Origin of the sequence: Streptomyces sp. NPDC091371, assembly GCF_040684275.1 — a bacterium.
Taxonomy (GTDB): Bacteria; Actinomycetota; Actinomycetes; order Streptomycetales; family Streptomycetaceae; genus Streptomyces.
Genome location: NZ_JBFBFP010000011.1, coordinates 1 through 16699, shown reverse-complemented (window position 1 = coordinate 16699; position 16699 = coordinate 1). Strand labels below are relative to the sequence as shown.

Genomic DNA, 16699 nt, shown 5'->3' with positions numbered 1-16699 from the left:
TCCGTCATGATTCGGTCATTCCGGTTCCAGCCGCTCAGTATCCGCCACAGTGGACCATGCGGGCCCATCGGGGCATGCCCGGGCAGATTGACAGGTCCTCCGTACGGGGTCACGTTGAGTGCATGCGCATCGGGCTCATCGGGACGGGCCGGATCGGCTCCTTCCACGCGGCGGCGCTGGCCCGCCACCCGGAGGCGGGCTCGCTCCTGCTCGCGGACGCCGATCCCGCGCGGGCGGCACGCCTCGCCGACCGGCTCGGGGCCACGGCCGCGCCCTCCGTGGAGCAGGTCTTCACCTGGGGCGTCGACGCGGTCGTGGTGGCCTCGGCGACCGACGCGCACGCGGAGCTGGTCGTACGGGCGGTGCGCGGCGGGCTGCCGGTGTTCTGCGAGAAGCCGCTGGCCCCGGACCTGGAGCGGACCCTGGCGGCGCTGCGCGAGGTGGCGGCCGCGGGCGGGGTGCTCCAGGTGGGTTTCATGCGGCGCTTCGACGCGGGCTACCGCACGGCGCGGGAACTGGTGCGTGCGGGCGCGCTGGGCCGGCTGCACACCGTACGGACGATGACGGCCGATCCGGCGCCGCCGAGCGCCGCGTACCTGGCGACTTCCGGCGGGCTGTACCGGGACTGCCTGGTGCACGACTTCGACATGGTGCGCTGGGTGACCGGGCGCGAGGTGGCCGAGGTGTACGCGGCCGGGTCGGACGCGGGGCCGCCGCGGTTCCGGGAGACCGGCGACATCGACACGGCGGCGGCCGTCCTCACCCTGGACGACGGGACGCTCGTCACCTCGACCGGCACCCGGTGCAACGGCGCCGGGTACGACGTGCGGATGGAGCTGGCCGGGGAGCTGGACCAGGTCTCCGCGGGGCTGGACGACCGTACGCCCATCGCCTCGACGGAACCGCACGGTCCGCCCCCGGCGAGCAAGCCGTGGACGGGCTTCCTGGAGCGGTTCGCCGCCGCGTACGAGGCCGAGCTGGCGGCCTTCGTCCACCTGGTGCGGGGCGAGGGGGCCAATCCGTGCGACGGCCGGGAGGCGCTCGCCGCGCTCCGGGTGGCGGAGGCCTGCGAGCGCTCGCGGCGGGAGCGGCGCCGGGTGCGGATGGAGGAGCTCCCGGACTTGTAAGGGGTGGACCATCGCGTACGCCTACCAGCGCACGGGGAGCCGGGTCACGCCCCGCATCAGGCTCCCGCGCTGCCAGAGCGGCGGTCCGCCGGCCGGGTCGTGCGCCAGCTCGGGGAAGCGCTCCAGCAGGCCCCGGAGCGCGATGCGGCCCTCCATGCGGGCCAGCGGGGCGCCGATGCAGAAGTGCGGGCCGTGCCCGAAGGCCAGGTGTCCCTGCGGGGCGCGCCGGATGTCGAAGGCGTCCGGGTCCGCGTACTTTTCCGGGTCCCGGTCGGCGGCGGCCAGCGAGACGAGGACGGTGGCGCCGGCCGGTATGACGGCGGTGCCGAGGTCCACGTCCTCGCGGGCGTAGCGGTAGGTGGCGTTCTGGACGGGGCCTTCGTGGCGCAGCATCTCCTCGATGGCGCCGTCGAGGAGCCCGTCGCAGTCCGCGCGCAGGTCGGCAAGCTGGTCGGGGTGGGCGAGGAGGGCGCGTACGCCGTTGCCGATCAGGTTCACCGTGGTCTCGTGGCCCGCCACGAGCAGCAGGAAGGCCATCCCGATCACCTCGTCGGGGGACAGCGCGTCCCCGTCGTCGTCCCGGGTGCGGATCAGGGCGCTGAGCAGGTCCTCGCCGGGGTCCTTCGCCTTGGCCTCGACCAGCCCGGCGAGGTAGCCGCTCAGCTCCCGGTGCACGGTGCCGTCGGGGGCGGCGGTGCTCGGGGCGACGATCTCGCGGGACCAGGAGCTGAACCGGTAGCGGTCCAGGTCGGGGACGCCGAGGAGCTCGCAGATCACGGTCATCGGCAGCGGGAAGGCGAGGGCCTTGACCAGGTCGGCGGCGCGCTCGGGCCGGGCGGCCATCGCGTCGAGGAGGTCGTCGGTGATCTGCTGGACTCGGGGCCGCAGGGCCTCGATCCGGCGGGCCGTGAACTCGCGGGCGACCAGGCGGCGCAGCCGGGTGTGGCGGGGCGCGTCGGACTCCAGCATGTTCGCGTTGCTGGCCGCGGCCGGGAGGTCCGGGAACCGGCCGGAGCCGCGCCAGTCCTTGACCAGGCCCGGGTGGTTCAGGGCCTGGCGGGCCTCGGCGTGGCCGACGACGATCCAGGTGGGCTCGTACTCGGGGGCCGGGGCGGCGACGCTGTGGACCGGTCCGGTCGCGCGCAGCCCTGCGTAGAACGAGTAGGGGTCGGCGGTGAAGTCGGGAGAGTTCGCGCTGATGTCCACTACAGGCATTGGCCCACAGTACGGCGGCGGTTCACCCCTCGATGCGGCGTTTTCCGGACACTCGGTCAGCGGGCGCTCAGCCGGCGGCGGCGCGTCGGCCCCACGCGGTCCCGGCGAGGACGAGGGCCGCCCCCGCGAAGCCGAGCGGGGCGAGGTGCTCGCCGCCCAGTGCGATGCCGGCGGCGGCCGCCCACAGGGGCTCGGTGCCGAGGAGCAGGCTGACGCGGGAGGGCGAGGTGCGGCGTACGGCCCACATCTGCACGAAGAATGCGAAGAGCGTGCAGAACACGGACAGGAACGCCAGCCCGGCCCACTCGGCCGCCCCGAACCCGGCGGCGACGGCCCAGGGGCTCTCCCCCGTCCCCGGCACGGCCGCCAGCACCGCGAACACGGCCACGGCCCCACCGAGCTGCACGGTGGTCAGCGACAGCGAGTCCGCGTCCTGTACGGCCTTCACCCGGGCCATGAGCAGCACGTGCAGGGTCCGGGCGAGGGCGGCACCGAGGATCAGCAGGTCCCCCAGGCTCGGCGCGGTGAACCCCGCGCCCTGCGTCAGCAGCACGACGCCGGCGACGGAGACGCCGGCCGCCCCGAGGAACCCGACGGAGGGCTTCCGCCTCTTCACCACGGCCTCGGCCAGCGGCGTGAAGATCATGGTCAGGCTGATGATCAGCCCGGCGTTGGTCGCGGACGTGTGCACGACCCCGTACGTCTCCAGCAGGAAGATCCCGCCGAGTACGAGACCCAGTCCCCCGGCCCCGCGCAGCTGCGCGGGGGTCAGCGCGCGCAGCCTGCTCCAGCCGGCGAGGGCCAGCACGGGCAGCACGAGCGCGAACCGCAGCACGAGCACGGCGATGACGGTGTGGGCGGTGGTGATGCCCTTGGCGGCGAGATAGCTGCCGCCCCACACGACGGCGACGGCCAGGACGGGCAGGTCCGCGAGCCAGGCTCGGCGGGGCGTTTCGAGGGCGGGTGCGATGACGGCCAACGGAGGTCTCCAGCGGTCCAACGGTTGCAGCGGTTCCAGCGCTTGCAACGGTTCTGACGGGTGGAGACTTCGGCGGCTCGCACGGGGGTGGGGTCACCGTACCGGAGGCGATCATGCCGGTCGAGCGATTTCCGCCTCTGTCAGTGCTGCCCCGTAGCATCGCCCGCATGGCTGATCTCTACGCCCTGGACCTCGCGTTCGACCTGGTCGAGGCCACCCCGGACGCCGTCCTCACGGAGCTCCGGCGCCGGCTCGCGCCCGGCGGGCTGCTCGGCTCGCGGGGTCCCGCCGCGCGGATCGGAGGGATGCTCGTGGGCGAGTTCGCCCCGGCCGCACGCCCGGGCTGGGCCCTGACCGTCCGCCAGGAGATCCACGAGGAACAGCTCCCCGCCCTCGAAGACCTCCTCCTGCTCCTCGCCCCGCACATCCGCCCGCCGGGCCCGGTCGGCCGGATCCGCTTCCACGGGCACGAGTCCCCGGACCTGCTCGTCCTGCGCGAGGGCCGCGTGGTCCAGGTGGCCCTGGACCCGCGCTGACCCGGCACTCAGTCCATGAACGTCCCGAAGGTGGCCCGCCCCTTCAGCTGGTAGGTGTGAATGGCGATGCCACTGGACGTGGTCCGGGAGCCCGTCAGCTCGAAGGCCGTGGGCAGCCCGCCGGTCGGGAACAGCCGCCGCCCGGCGCCCAGGAACACCGGGAAGACCTGCAGGTTCAGCTCGTCGACGAGATCCCGCGCGAGCAGCCACTGCGCGAGCTGTCCGCTGCCGTGCACCTGGAGTTCCCCGTCCAGCCCGTCCTTGACCCGGACGATCTCGCTCTGCAGCTGCTCCCCGTCGAGCACGGTGGCGGGGCCCCAGGCGGGTTCCTTGAGGGTGGTCGAGGCCACGTACTTGGGCAGCCGGTTCAGCTTCCCGGCGACGGGGTCGGCGGGGTCGTCGTGCTGCGGCCAGTAGCCCGCGAAGATCTCGTACGTCCGCCGCCCGAGCAGGAACGCCCCGGCCCGGCCGAAGACCTCGCTGACGAACTCCCCCATCCCCTCGTCGGCGTACGGCACGACCCAGCCGCCGTACGCGAACCCCCCGCTGCGGTCCTCGTCGGGCCCGCCGGGGGCCTGCATCACCCCGTCGAGGGTCAGGAAGGTGGTGAGGGTCAGCTTGCCCATGGCTCTGCGCTCCTTGCTCGGTCGTCGCCGTGCACCGGCCTACACCGGTTCAGACTCCCGCCCGGCCGGTTCCTCACCGCTCCGCCACGCGGGGACGACACTCGCACGCCTGCCGCGGACGGGTCCTCAGCCGTGGACCGGGAACGACGCCTGGAACGCGAGGCGCTGGTCGGCACCGTCACCGATGCCGGTGAGGAGTTCGTCGAGCGCGATGAACTCCTCCCAAACCGCCCGACCGGTGGCCTCGGCCAGCCGGGCCACGACGAGGTCCTCCAGTTCGGGGACCCGCTTGTTCTTCCAGATCTTGTCGGCCAGGCTCACCATCAGGTCCTCCAGCCCGATGCCGGGCTCCGCCCACGAGGCGTGGTTGGCGGCGAAGCGGGCCCGTTCCGGGCTCACGCCGTGGCCGAGCAAGAGCTTTCGCCCGGCCTCCTCGTGCGCGGACCCGGGTCCGGAGAGCTCGGCCACGTGGACGGCCTTCCCCACGTCGTGCGTGGCCGCCCCGAAGATCACGGCGTCGCGGTCGAGGGCCACGGCGGGGTGGCTCCGTTCCACCCAGTCGACGATCTGGTGCGCGACGTCATGGACGGCTCGCAGGTGCGCCGCCAGGCGCGGCGGGGCCCCCAGGGCCGAGAGGAGCTCTGCGACTTCGTCCGGCAGCGGGAGCAGGGCGGGACTGGTGGGGCTGCTCAGGGCTCTCGACAGGAGCGTGGTGACCGTCACCGCGTCAGGGTACTGACAGGAGCTCGTCGCCGAGCGGGGTGCGGCGGTACAGGACGTGGCGACCGTCACGGGTGCGGGCGACCAGGCCCGTGGCGTGCAGGACCGCCAGGTGCTGGGAGACGGCGCTGGGGGTCACCTGGAGGCGGCGGGCGATCTCGATGGTGGGCAGGGGGCCGTCGAGGAGGGCGAGGAGGGTGGCCTTGGGGGCGCCGAGGAGTTTGGTGAGGGCTGTGGGGTCGGGCGGAGGCGGGGTGGACCACAGGGTCGCCACGCCCCGGCTGGGATAGGCCAGGCCGGGAGGCTGGTCGGCGGTGACGGGCGGGGCGGGCTTGTGGGCGAAGACGGAGGGGATCAGGAGCAGTCCTCGGCCGGCGGCCGGTACGTGGAAGTGGCCGAGGACATTGTCGATATGCAGAGTTCCGTCGTCCCAGCGGAGGTGGGGGTGCATGTCGGCGAAGAGGCGGCGGGCGCCGCCGACGGCCAGCTGCCGGGCCCGGTAGGTCATGTCGGCTTCGAGGACGAGCCGCATCGCCGGCCAGGTCGGCTGGATCGCGAGCAGCCAGTACTGGTGCAGCAGCTCGCAGATGGCGTCGCGCAGGGCGATGACCGCGCCGTCGCCGGCGGTCACTGCTTGCAGGGGGGCGGGGAGGGGGTCGGGGTCGTGCGCGTCGATGAGGTCGCGGCGGACGATGGCGGCGGGGGTGCGGCGTACGACGGCCAGCTCCTGTGCGAAGGTGGCGGAGAACCGCTCCGGACGGGGGGTCAGGAAGTCGGGGGTCGTACGGCGCCGCGCGACCAGCGAGGTGAGGAGCGCCGCATCGAGCGCGCCCACCCGCGCCACGACCGACCGCCGCCAGGGGGCGTGGATCGCGGACAGGCCCGGCTCGCGCAGGACGCGGAGGCTCAGCACGGTGTCCATGAGCGGGGACAGCGCGAAGCGGGTGTCGGCGAGGTCGTCGGCGTCGAGCCCGAAGCTGATCATTAAGCCCGAGACTACATCCATTGGCGGGCCCCACCGCGTCGACTGAACTGCCGGGCATGACAGCCCGAGCAGCCGCAGCCCCCACCAACCGGTCACACCCCGAACGCCCGACCCAGCCGGCCCAGCCGGCCCGGCCGGCCCGGCCGGCCGAGGCGGCCCGGTCGGCCACGGCGAAGCCGGAAGCACCTGCGGCCACGACCGCACCGGCAGCCACAGCGGCACTGGAAGGTCCGGCCTCCACGGCAGCGCCGAAAGCACAGGCGGCCGCACCGACGACCACCGCATCCCCGGAACCCCTGGCGGCACCGGCGCCGGCGGCCCCCGCACCCGCCCCCCGCCCCGCCACCGGCCTCGACCGGCGGCTCATCGCGCTCCTCTCCCTGACCTGCGCGATCGCCGTCGGCAACATCTACTTCCCGCAGGCCGTCAGCCCACTCGTTGCCGAAGGCCTCCGCACCTCCCCCGACAAGGCGGCCGTAGTCGTCACCGCCACCCAGATCGGGTACACGACGGGCATCTTCCTGCTGGTCCCGCTCGGCGACCGGCTCCCGTACCGCCGCCTCCTCGTCACCCTGCTCGCGGCCAGCGGCGTGGCCCTGCTCGGCGCCGCCCTGGCCCAGAGCCTGCCCCAACTCGTCCTCGCCAGCGTCCTCGTCGGCGTAACCACCACCTCGGCCCAGCTGATCGGCCCGATGACGGTCGGCCTCGTCGCGGAGGGCCGACGCGGGGCGGTGATGGGGACCCTGCTCAGCGGTTCCATCGGCGGCATGCTCCTGGCCCGCACCTTCAGCGGCGCCCTCGGCGAGAAGTTCGGCTGGCAGGCCCCCTACCTGGTGGCCGGCCTCGTCGTGCTCTGCCTCACACTGGTGCTGGCCCGGGCACTGCCCGCCACCGAAGTCCCCGGCACCACCCCCCGGATCCCCCTCCGCGCGCTACCCGTCCAGCCGCTCCGGCTGCTCCGCGCCGAGCCCGAACTGCGCCGCTCCGCCGGCTACCAGGCCGCCCTCTTCGGCGGGTTCTCCGCCGTCTGGACCTGCCTGGCACTGCTGCTCACCGGCCCGCTCTACGGCTTCGGCCCGCAGGCCCTCGGGCTCGTGGCGCTCACCGGGCTGATCACCATGGCGTGCACCCCGCTGGCCGGCCGGATCGTGGACCGCCTCGGCCCCGACCGGGTCAACCTGACCTGCTTCCTCGCCACCCTCGCGGCCGCCGCAGTCCTCACCGCCGGCGCCCTCGGCGGCACGACAGGCCTCATCGCGCTCGTCCTCGGCACACTGCTCCTGGACACCGCCATGCAGTGCGGCATGATCGCCAACCAGGCCCGCTTCTACGCCGCGCGCAGCGACTCCCGCAGCGCCCTCAACACCGCCTACATGACGTGCGCCTACCTCGGCGGCAGCGCCGGATCCTGGCTCGGCGTGCAGCTCTACCGCCACAGCGGCTGGCTCGGGGTCTGCCTCCTGCTCGCACTCCTGACGGCCCCCGCGATCGACTCCGCCCGCCGCGTACGCACCGCGAAACGCCAGGTCGCATTCCCGCCTACGTCACCACGGCCGAGTTCGCGGTGAACGGCGGCCACGCCGCGCAGGGTCGGTCAGGCCAGCCAGTGGCCGGCCTTCATCAGGTCGCGGCCGGCGATCTCGTTGGCCTCGCGCCAGGCCTGGATCCACACCGGCACGATCCGGAAGTAGGGGTACGGGTCGGCGAGGCCGCCCGGGTCGAAGCCGGTGTGGGCCGCAAAGGCCTCCCGCTCTCCGGGGGCGAGGTCCGCGACGTCCAGCGCCGTCGCGGTGCCCTCCGCCAGGACCACGTCGCGTGTCTCCCCGAAGGCGAGGCGGACCCGGCCGTTGGCGAGCAGGTTGCGGCCGGTGGGCAGGGTGGCCCGGGTCGAGACCAGGAAGGTCTCGCCGTCCCAGAGGAAAGAGAGCGGGACCATGCAGGGGAAGCCGTCCGCGTCGGCGGTGGCGACCCAGACGTCGTTGTCGCGCTCCAGGCGCGCGAGCGTGTCCTTGAGGCGCACGGCGCGTTCGCGCGGGGCGGCAACCCCGGCGGCTTCGGCAGCCTGAGCGGCCTCAGCGGATTCAGCGGCTTCGGTGCTCTGCTCGCGCTGTTCGGGCTTCTCCGTCATGCGGGCATGCTCCTGTCCTCGGGCCCCGGCGGCCCCGTGCCAGGACCCCCCGGGCCCAACTGTGCCCCACCCGCACGGGAATGCGTACGGAGAACGGAGATACGCCGAAGGGGCGCGCCGCCGTGCGGTGCGCCCCTTCGGGTCGTGCGCGCCCCGGGGGTGTCGGCCCCCGGGGCTGGATCGGGGTGGCGTCAGCCGCCCAGCTCCTGGTGGCGGGCGGCCAGGGAGGCCGCGCCGTTCTCCGTCAGCGAGCCGAAGAGGCGCAGGCGGGAGAAGCCGCCGTCCGGGAAGATGTCGATCCGGACGTGGGTGCCGACCGCCGGGGCGTCCAGCACGAAGCGGTGGTTGGTGTCGGGCTGCAGGCGCGTGCGGGGGAGGAATTCCTGCCACTCGCCCTCCTCGCCCGTCTTGACGGAGAGGGACGCCCAGCCGGCCGAGTTGCCCTTGAGGTACGCGGTGTCGATCTCGACGGCGCGGATCTCGGACTCGGTGACGAGCTGGTAGCGGATCCAGTCGTTGCCGTTGTCACGGCGACGGGCGGTCTCCCAGCCGTCGTCCATCTTGCGGGAGCGGCCCGGGTTGATGGTGTTGGTCGGCGGGGAGTAGAAGCGGTTGGACGCGTCCTGGACCGAGCCGCCGTTCTCCAGCGCCACCACGTCGAAGGAGCCGAGCGCCGCGAGCCACTTCGGGTCCGGCACGACCTCGCCGTAGACGCGCAGGCGGGCGATGCCGCCGTCCGGGTGCTGGTTGACGCGCAGGTGCGTGAAGCGCTGCTCGACGTTCACCTCGAAGCCGTTGGCCGCGTGGCCGCCGACCGGCGTGCGCTCGACGAGGGTCGTCCACTTGACGTCGTCGCCCTGGAGCTCCTCCGGGGTCGGCGCGAGGGCGCCTTCCCAGTTGGTGCCCTCGATGGAGACGGCCTGCGGCATGTTGCCGCGGAAGTGGGCGGTGTCGACGACGATGCCGCGGATCACGCCGGGGGCGCCCAGGCGGACGAGCGCCCAGTCGTGGTCCTCGGCGGTCGGCCAGGGCTGCTCGGCGGAGATGCCACGGCGGCGGCGGGTCTCCCAGCCGTCCATGATCTTGCCCTTGTGGCCGAAGTGCTCCGGGTCGAAGTGCCCGGCCTCGGCGATGAGCAGGTTCTCGCGCTGGGCGAAGAACTCGTCGTTGGCAGCGATGACACCGGCGCCCAGCTCACGGGCGGCGAGGTTCGCGTACTGGGTGAACGGGAAGTCCGCGGTGCGGTAGTCCGCGTACGGGTCGCCGCCTCCGTACGGGTTCGCGTTACCGGTGAAAGAGGGGATTGCCACTGTCAGTTCTGCCTTTCGAGGAGGAGGCCCGTGGGCTCGGTCGGGGTGCCGTGGTCGGCGATCTGCGTGCCGCGCAGCCAGGTGGACTTGACGACGCCGTGCAGGGTCTTGCCCGCGTACGCCGTCACCTGGTTGCGGTGGTGGAGCTCGGCCGGGTCCACAGTGAACGTTTCTTCAGGTGCGAGGACGGCGAAGTCGGCGTCGCGGCCGGCCTCGATCGCGCCCTTCTGCGCCAGGCCGGCGAGGGCGGCCGGGGCGGCGGACATCCAGCGGACGACGTCCTCAAGGGTGCGTCCGCGCCTGCGCGCCTCGGTCCAGATCGCCGGGAGGCCCAGCTGGAGGGAGGAGATGCCGCCCCACGCGGTGGCGAAGTCGCCGGTCTTCAGGTCCGCGGTGGAGGGCGAGTGGTCGGAGACGATGCAGTCGATCGTGCCGTCGGCGAGCGCGTCCCACAGGACGTCCTGGTTGGCGGCCTCGCGGATGGGCGGGCAGCACTTGAACTCGGTGGCGCCGTCCGGGACTTCCTCGGCCGTCAGGGTGAGGAAGTGCGGGCAGGACTCGACCGTGATCTGGACGCCCTCGGCCTTGGCGGCGGCGATCAGCGGCAGCGCGGAGGAGGAGGACAGGTGCAGGACGTGGACGCGCGCGTTCAGTCGCTTCGCCTGGTCGATCAGGTTCTGGATCGCGGTGTTCTCGGCGTCCTGGGGACGGGAGGCCAGGAAATCGGCGTACTTGGGGCCCGGGTTCTGCGGGGCGGACTCCAGGTGGTGCGGGTCCTCGGCGTGCACGATCAGCAGGCCGCCGAAGCCGGTGATCTCGGCGAGCGAGGTGGCCAGCTGCTCCTGGTCGAGCAGGGGGAACTCGTCGACGCCGGAGGGCGAGAGGAAGCACTTGAAGCCGTAGACGCCGGCGTCGTGCAGGGGGCGCAGGTCCTTGACGTTGTCCGGCAGGGCACCGCCCCAGAAGCCGACGTCCACGTGCGCCTTGGTGCGGGCGACCTCCTGCTTGACGCGCAGGTTGTCGACCGTGGTGGTCGGAGGGAGGGAGTTCAGCGGCATGTCGAGGATCGTGGTGATGCCGCCGGCAGCGGCGGCGCGGGTGGCCGTCCAGAAGCCTTCCCACTCGGTGCGGCCCGGGTCGTTCACGTGGACGTGGGTGTCGACCAGGCCGGGGAGCAGGACGTCGTCGCCGAAGTCCTCCAGCCGGGCTCCGGCCGGTACCTCGGCGTCGTGGGCCAGTACGGCCGTGATCTTCCCGCCGGCGACGGCCACCGAGGCGGCGCGCGTCCCCTCGGGGGTGATGACGCGCGTCGAGCGCAGTACCAGTTCCACAGCCACGTCGGCCACCGGAACCTCCCCATCTACTTCCACAGAGCGAAATTCAACGTTCTGTTGACGGAGTCTTCACGGCGATGGAGAACCAGTCAAGAGTGCCCGGATGGACCGCTGACGCGCCACCGCCGCAATTGGATGTTTCCACAGGATGGAATTAAGATTTCGATATACAGAATGTAGCTACCGCCACCGGGGGTCGGACGGGTAACTTCGCGAGGACGTCCGGCCCCGGACATACCGCCTCTGACCGGCGGGGACGGCATCGCCCCAGCTCTAGGGCCGACGCCGACTGACCGGTAGGCTGCTTCCTTGCCTGCCAGCACCGAAAGGACCGCGCCGTGCCGACGTCCAGCGCCAGCACCACCGACGCTTCCGCCAAGCCCACCGCCGCCAGCGGTGGCGTCCAGTCCCTTGAGCGCGCCTTCGACCTGCTCGAACGTATGGCTGACGCCGGGGGCGAAGTCGGCCTCAGTGAGCTCTCCGCCGCCAGCGGCCTGCCGCTGCCGACGATCCACCGTCTCATGCGCACCCTCGTGGCATGTGGCTATGTCCGCCAGCAGCCCAACCGACGTTACTCCCTCGGGCCGCGTCTGATCCGCCTGGGCGAGTCCGCGTCGCGGCTGCTGGGCACCTGGGCCCGCCCCTACCTGGCCCGCCTGGTCGAGGAGACCGGCGAGACGGCCAACATGGCGCTGCTCGACGGGGACGAGATCGTCTACGTCGCCCAGGTGCCGTCCAAGCACTCCATGCGCATGTTCACCGAGGTCGGCCGCCGGGTGCTGCCGCACTCCACCGGCGTGGGCAAGGCGCTCCTCGCCTACACCCCCGCCGAAGAGGTACGGGCCCTGCTCTCGCGCACCGGGATGCCGGCCGCGACCGAGAAGACCATCACCACGCCCGAGGGCTTCCTGGACGCCCTGGAGCAGGTCCGCAAGGTCGGCTACGCGGTCGACGACAACGAGCAGGAGATAGGAGTCCGCTGCCTGGCGGTCTCCGTCCCGAACTCGCCGACCGCGGCGGCGATCTCCATCTCGGGCCCGGCGGGCCGCGTCACGGAGTCCGTGGCCGAGTCGTTCGTCCCGATCCTGCAGGGCGTGGCCGCCGAGCTCTCGGTGGCGCTCGCCAACCAGAACCCCGCGTAGCGGCCGGTCGTACGCGCGTACGCGGAAAGCCCCGGTGCCCCTCCTCGCGAGGGGCACCGGGGCTTTCGTACGTACGCGGCTCAGGACGCGTACGCGGCTCAGCAGGCCGGGACCGGCTCCGCGCCCTGCGTCAGGCGGCCGTCCGTCATGGTCGCCGTGCGGTCCATCCGGTCCAGGTGGGCGTGGTCGTGCGTGACCAGCACCGTGGCCGTGGAGCGCTCCCGGGTCAGGGTGACCAGCAGGTCGAGGACGGCCGCGCCGCGCTCGTGGTCCAGGGCGCTGGTCGGCTCGTCGACGAGCAGCACGGCGGGCTCGTTCATCAGGGCGCGGGCGATGTTGATCCGCTGGCGCTGGCCGCCGGAGAGCTGGTGGGGGCGCTTGTCGGCCTTGTCGGCGAGGCCCACCGCGTCCAGCAGCTCCAGCGCCCGCCGGCGCAGTGCGCGGGAGGGGCGGCCGGACAGGTGCGCCATGACCTGGAGCTGCTCGGCGGCGGTGAGCGAGGCGAGCAGGTTCGGCTGCTGGAAGACGATGCCGATCTTCTCCCGGCGCAGCGCCGCCTTCTCGGCGGCGCCGATCCCGGTGACGTCCGTACCCGCGACCACGACCCGGCCGGAGTCCGGGGTGACCAGGGTGGCGGCGACCGCGAGCAGGCTGGACTTGCCGGAGCCGGAGGGCCCGATCACCGCCGTCAGGGTGCCCGCGGGGGCCTCCAGGCCGACCGCGTCGAGGGCGGTGAGCCTGCCGTCGCCGTCGGGGTAGGTGAGCGTGACGTCATGGACGAGCAGGGTCATCGGGCGCTCCCGAGGGCGGTCAGCGGGTCTACGGCGGTGATCCGCCGGATGGACAGGGCGGCGCCCAGCGCACCGAGCACGATCATGATCGCGGCGGGGGCGAGCACGGTGGCGGCGTCGAGGACGAAGGGCACGTCCCCTCCGCTGATCAGCGCGCCGAATCCGGCCGCGAGCGCGGTGCCCAGCCCGGTGCCGATGGCGAGCATGACCACGGCCTGGCCGAGGGCGTCCTTGAGGAGGTACGGGGTGGAGGCGCCCAGTGCCTTGAGGACGGCGATGTCCCCGCTGCGCTGGATCGTCCACACGGTGAAGAAGGCCCCTATGACGAGCGCGGAGATCGCGAAGAGGAAACCGCGCATCAGCTGGAGCGAGCCGTTCTCGGCCTGGTACGAGCCTATGGCGCCCAGTGCCTCGTCCACGGTCTGGACCTTGGTGCCGGCCGCCTTGTCCGCCGCGGCGAGGTCCGCGTTCCCGGTCGCGGAGACGGCGACGACGGTGGCCAGCGTGTCGATGGAGGTGCCGGGGTTCCCGATGCGCTGCCAGTCGTTCAGGTCCGTCCACACGACGGGCGTGTGGCTGTAGGCGGCGGTGCCGGAGACGGAGGCCACGGTCAGTTCGAGCGGGCCGATCCTGAGCTTGCCGCCTGCGGCGAGTCCGCCCAGTTCCTTGGCGGCCTTCTCGGTGAGGACCACCCGGCCCCGGCCCAGCCCGGCGCCCTTCGGGGGGAGCTTCCCGGCCGCGTCCACGCCGAAGACGGAGACGGCCGCGGTGCGCTCACCCGCGGCGGCATTGGTGGTGCGGATGCCCAGCGGCTCGGCGGAGCTCACCCCGGGGGTCTCCCGCCAGGCCCGCCAGGCGCTCTCGGGCACCTGGGAGTTGGTGAAGGACACCTTCTGGTCCCCGGCCGGCGCGGCGAAGGCCAGGTGCGTGGCGGGCAGGCCGGTGATGGCCGAGATGTTCTCCCGGGCCAGGCCGGAGGTGAGCCCGGACAGCAGGCCGACCAGCAGCGTGATCAGCAGTACGACCGAGCCCATGAGGGCGAAGCGGCCCTTGGCGAACCGTAGATCTCTCCATGCGACGAACATGTCCCCCACCTTGGTCGTCCGCGTGGACACAAGGCATCGCGCCACGGTAGCGATCCTGGTATCGAAGGGTCGGTCCCGACATCAAACTTTTGGTTGACCGGGGCCGCTCGGGCCCCACTTACGCTGGTCGGGACATGCCTGCTGTGAATCCCCCCGCCCCGCGCCCCCTCACCCCCGTCTCCCGAGTGCTGCGGCTGTGCCTGCACGCGCTGCTCTTCGGGCTGCTCGCGCTGGCCGCGGGCCGGGCCGTCGCCGACTCCGCGCCCCGGGCCGGCTGGATGGTCGCCGCCTGCGCGCTGCTGGCCGGCGTGTACGCGGGCGGCGTACGGGCCCCCTCGGTGGGCAGTTCGCCGCGCGCCGCGGCGCTGTGGCTGGCCGCGCTGGGCGCCGCCTGGGTGGCGCTGCTCGCGGTCTCCCCGGACGGGCTGTGGATCGCGTTCCCGCTGTACTTCCTGGAGCTGCACCTGCTGCGGCTGCGCTGGGGCGTCGCGGCCGTCGCCGTGACGGCCTGCGCCGCCATCGCGGGCTTCCTCGCGCACAGCAGCGCGGTGACCCCGGGGGCCTTCCTGGGGCCGCTGCTGGGCGGGGCCGTGGCGGTGGCGACCGTACTGGGCTACCAGGCGCTGTACCGGGAGAGCGAGCGGCGGCGGGAGCTGATCGAGGAGCTCATCGCGACCCGGGCCGAGCTGGCCGCGGCCGAGCGGGGCGCCGGGATCCTGGCCGAGCGGGAGCGCCTCGCCCGGGAGATCCACGACACCCTCGCGCAGGGACTGTCCTCCATCCAGCTGCTGCTGCGGGCGGCGGAGCGGGCCCTCTCCGAGGCCCCCGCGGCGGCCGGGAGCGGGGCCGGGGCTTCCGACGGGCGGGCGGCGGCCCTGGCGCACATCGGCCGGGCACGGGAGGCCGCGCAGGACAACCTCGCCGAGGCGCGTCGCTTCGTACGGGCCCTCACCCCGCCGGACCTGGAGCACGGGTCGCTCGCCGCCGCGCTGGAGCGGCTGTGCGCGGGCGCGCCGGGGCCGCGGGTGCGGTTCTCGCTGAGCGGCAGCCCGCGCGAGCTGCCGACGCCCTACGAGGTGGCGCTGCTGCGGATCGCGCAGTCCGCGCTGGCCAACGTGGTGCGCCACGCGCGGGCGGGCCGCGCCGAGATCACGCTGACCTTCATGGACGCCTCGGTGACCCTGGACATCGTCGACGACGGGGACGGCTTCGACCCTTCCTCGGCCTCGGCCTCGTCCACTTCCGGCGACGGCGGCTTCGGGCTGCCCGCGATGCGCTCGCGCGCCGAGACCCTGGGCGGGCTGTTCACCGTCGAGTCCGATCCGGGCCAGGGCACCGCCGTGGCCGTCACCCTGCCCCTGCCCCTGGAGGCGTCCCGATGACGATCCGGCTGCTGCTCGCCGACGACCACCCGGTGGTCCGGGCCGGGCTGCGCGCGGTGCTGGACACCGAACCGGACTTCGCGGTCGTCGCCGAGGCCGCGACGGCCGAGCGGGCGGTGGAGCTGGCGGCGGCCGAGGAGGTGGACGTGGTCCTGATGGACCTCCAGTTCGGGCCCGGCATGCACGGCTCCGCGGCGACGGCGCTGATCACGGCCCGCCCGGGCGCCCCGCGGGTGCTGGTGCTGACCACCTACGACACCGACGCGGACATCCTGGCGGCGGTGGAGGCGGGCGCCTCGGGCTACCTGCTCAAGGACGCCCCGCCGGAGGAGCTGGCGGCGGCCGTGCGGACGGCCGCGGCGGGCCAGTCGGCCCTGGCCCCGGCGGTGGCGCTGCGGCTGATGGACCGGATGCGGACGCCGGCGGAGGCGCTGACGAAGCGGGAGCTGGAGGTGCTGCAACTGGTCGCGGACGGGCTGTCCAACCAGCAGATCTCGAAGCGGCTGTTCCTCAGCCAGGCCACGGTCAAGTCCCACCTGGTGCACGTCTACGCCAAGCTCGGCGTCGACTCCCGCACCTCGGCGGTGGCCGCCGCCGCGACCCGGCGCCTGATCCGCACCCCGTAACCCGGCTTGGTGGGGCTGGCCCCCGTAACGGGACACCAGGAGGCAGGCGGGCACGGCGGGGCGCCGCGGCGGGAGCATCGGGGCACCGAGTTCCCGATCCGAGAGCGAGCGCCCCCGATGCACACCACCGCCACCACCGCCACCACCGCCTTGAGCCGTCCGGCCACGCGGGCCGCGCCCCCCGCCCCCGTCCGTACCGCCTACGCGCTCTGGCTCACGGCGGTGGCCGCCGGGGCCTTCGAGACCGTGCTCGCGATCGGCCGGATGGTCGCCGACGGGACGGCGTCCGCCGGGGAGATCGGCGTGGGCCTGGCCGTCCGGCTCACCGTCTTCACCGCGGCCGTGCTGATCGCGCGGAGGATGCGCGGCGGCGCGCGCTGGGCCCGGATCACCCTCGCGATCGGCCTGGGCGTGCTCGGGACGGCCTCCATGGTGGTGCAGCCGCTCGGCTACCTCGCCGACGGCGGCTCGCTCACCGCCGCCCTGTCCCAGGCGGGGGCCCTCGACTGGGTCTTCGGCGCGAGCCGGGCCGTGCACGTGGGGGCGGTTCTCACGGCCGTGGCCCTGATGTTCGGGCCGGCGGCGAACGCGTACTTCCGGCCCCGGGCCTGAGCGGTACGCCTAGTGCTGTGGCCGGAAAGGTTTGCCGGGTCGCGGTGTCCGGTGCATGGGGCCTCCCCAGGCCCGCAGGGCCTAGGGGAAGCATCGCAAGG

At 73.5% G+C, this 16699-nt stretch carries 17 protein-coding genes; 7 read left to right on the top strand and 10 right to left on the bottom strand.

All coding sequences use genetic code 11. The features are described from left to right. Nucleotides 1-122 precede the first annotated feature (122 nt). On the top strand, nucleotides 123-1127 hold the full coding sequence (locus AB0O21_RS14940; RefSeq protein ID WP_365171042.1) for a Gfo/Idh/MocA family oxidoreductase: 1005 nt from the start codon (nucleotides 123-125) through the stop codon (nucleotides 1125-1127). 21 nt (nucleotides 1128-1148) lie between these two features. On the opposite strand, the gene AB0O21_RS14935 is transcribed toward AB0O21_RS14940, so the two are convergent. Beyond that, nucleotides 1149-2342, bottom strand: a complete 1194-nt coding sequence (locus AB0O21_RS14935; RefSeq protein WP_365171040.1) for a cytochrome P450 — start codon at nucleotides 2340-2342, stop codon at nucleotides 1149-1151. Between the two features lie 67 nt (nucleotides 2343-2409). After that, the gene (locus AB0O21_RS14930; protein WP_365171038.1) at nucleotides 2410-3321 is read right to left on the bottom strand and encodes a DMT family transporter; all 912 of its coding nucleotides are present in this window, start codon (nucleotides 3319-3321) and stop codon (nucleotides 2410-2412) included. A 167-nt stretch (nucleotides 3322-3488) separates the two neighbouring features. Here AB0O21_RS14930 and AB0O21_RS14925 point away from each other — a divergent pair, with 167 nt between their 5' ends. After that, nucleotides 3489-3857, top strand: coding sequence for a hypothetical protein (locus AB0O21_RS14925; protein ID WP_365171036.1), 369 nt, complete (start codon nucleotides 3489-3491; stop codon nucleotides 3855-3857). A gap of 8 nt (nucleotides 3858-3865) precedes the next feature. On the opposite strand, the gene AB0O21_RS14920 is transcribed toward AB0O21_RS14925, so the two are convergent. From AB0O21_RS14920 to AB0O21_RS14910, 3 genes are all read right to left on the bottom strand, one after another. After that, on the bottom strand, nucleotides 3866-4483 hold the full coding sequence (locus AB0O21_RS14920) for a dihydrofolate reductase family protein (protein ID WP_365171034.1): 618 nt from the start codon (nucleotides 4481-4483) through the stop codon (nucleotides 3866-3868). 126 nt (nucleotides 4484-4609) lie between these two features. Beyond that, entirely contained in the window at nucleotides 4610-5206 is a 597-nt protein-coding gene (locus AB0O21_RS14915) for an HD domain-containing protein (RefSeq protein ID WP_365171032.1), read from the bottom strand. A 4-nt stretch (nucleotides 5207-5210) separates the two neighbouring features. Then, nucleotides 5211-6188, bottom strand: a complete 978-nt coding sequence (locus AB0O21_RS14910) for a MarR family transcriptional regulator (RefSeq protein WP_365171030.1) — start codon at nucleotides 6186-6188, stop codon at nucleotides 5211-5213. 56 nt (nucleotides 6189-6244) lie between these two features. Here AB0O21_RS14910 and AB0O21_RS14905 point away from each other — a divergent pair, with 56 nt between their 5' ends. Then, nucleotides 6245-7756, top strand: coding sequence for an MFS transporter (locus AB0O21_RS14905; RefSeq protein WP_365171028.1), 1512 nt, complete (start codon nucleotides 6245-6247; stop codon nucleotides 7754-7756). Between the two features lie 26 nt (nucleotides 7757-7782). On the opposite strand, the gene AB0O21_RS14900 is transcribed toward AB0O21_RS14905, so the two are convergent. The 3 genes from AB0O21_RS14900 to allB all read right to left on the bottom strand — a co-directional run bounded on the left by AB0O21_RS14900 (nucleotide 7783) and on the right by allB (nucleotide 10972). Further along, the gene (locus AB0O21_RS14900; protein WP_365171026.1) at nucleotides 7783-8316 is read right to left on the bottom strand and encodes a pyridoxamine 5'-phosphate oxidase family protein; all 534 of its coding nucleotides are present in this window, start codon (nucleotides 8314-8316) and stop codon (nucleotides 7783-7785) included. A gap of 191 nt (nucleotides 8317-8507) precedes the next feature. After that, nucleotides 8508-9626, bottom strand: coding sequence for an allantoicase (alc, locus tag AB0O21_RS14895; protein WP_365171024.1), 1119 nt, complete (start codon nucleotides 9624-9626; stop codon nucleotides 8508-8510). Nucleotides 9627-9628: 2 nt separating this feature from the next. After that, the gene (gene allB / locus AB0O21_RS14890; protein ID WP_365171022.1) at nucleotides 9629-10972 is read right to left on the bottom strand and encodes an allantoinase AllB; all 1344 of its coding nucleotides are present in this window, start codon (nucleotides 10970-10972) and stop codon (nucleotides 9629-9631) included. A gap of 326 nt (nucleotides 10973-11298) precedes the next feature. Between allB and AB0O21_RS14885 the strand changes: the two genes are divergently transcribed. Further along, on the top strand, nucleotides 11299-12102 hold the full coding sequence (locus tag AB0O21_RS14885; protein ID WP_365171020.1) for an IclR family transcriptional regulator: 804 nt from the start codon (nucleotides 11299-11301) through the stop codon (nucleotides 12100-12102). 98 nt (nucleotides 12103-12200) lie between these two features. On the opposite strand, the gene AB0O21_RS14880 is transcribed toward AB0O21_RS14885, so the two are convergent. Further along, a complete protein-coding gene (locus tag AB0O21_RS14880) occupies nucleotides 12201-12893 on the bottom strand; it encodes an ABC transporter ATP-binding protein (protein ID WP_365171018.1) in 693 nt (230 codons plus the stop codon). Continuing rightward, on the bottom strand, nucleotides 12890-13978 hold the full coding sequence (locus tag AB0O21_RS14875) for an ABC transporter permease (RefSeq protein ID WP_365171016.1): 1089 nt from the start codon (nucleotides 13976-13978) through the stop codon (nucleotides 12890-12892). The genes AB0O21_RS14880 and AB0O21_RS14875 overlap by 4 nt, the downstream gene beginning before the upstream one ends. Before the next feature lie 134 nt (nucleotides 13979-14112). On the opposite strand from AB0O21_RS14875, the gene AB0O21_RS14870 reads away from it, so the two are divergent. The 3 genes from AB0O21_RS14870 to AB0O21_RS14860 all read left to right on the top strand — a co-directional run bounded on the left by AB0O21_RS14870 (nucleotide 14113) and on the right by AB0O21_RS14860 (nucleotide 16598). Then, entirely contained in the window at nucleotides 14113-15360 is a 1248-nt protein-coding gene (locus AB0O21_RS14870) for a sensor histidine kinase (RefSeq protein ID WP_365171014.1), read from the top strand. Then, entirely contained in the window at nucleotides 15357-15986 is a 630-nt protein-coding gene (locus AB0O21_RS14865; protein ID WP_365171012.1) for a response regulator transcription factor, read from the top strand. The genes AB0O21_RS14870 and AB0O21_RS14865 overlap by 4 nt, the downstream gene beginning before the upstream one ends. Nucleotides 15987-16103: 117 nt before the next feature. Further along, a complete protein-coding gene (locus AB0O21_RS14860) occupies nucleotides 16104-16598 on the top strand; it encodes a hypothetical protein (RefSeq protein WP_365171010.1) in 495 nt (164 codons plus the stop codon). The last annotated feature ends 101 nt before the right edge of the window (nucleotides 16599-16699 follow it).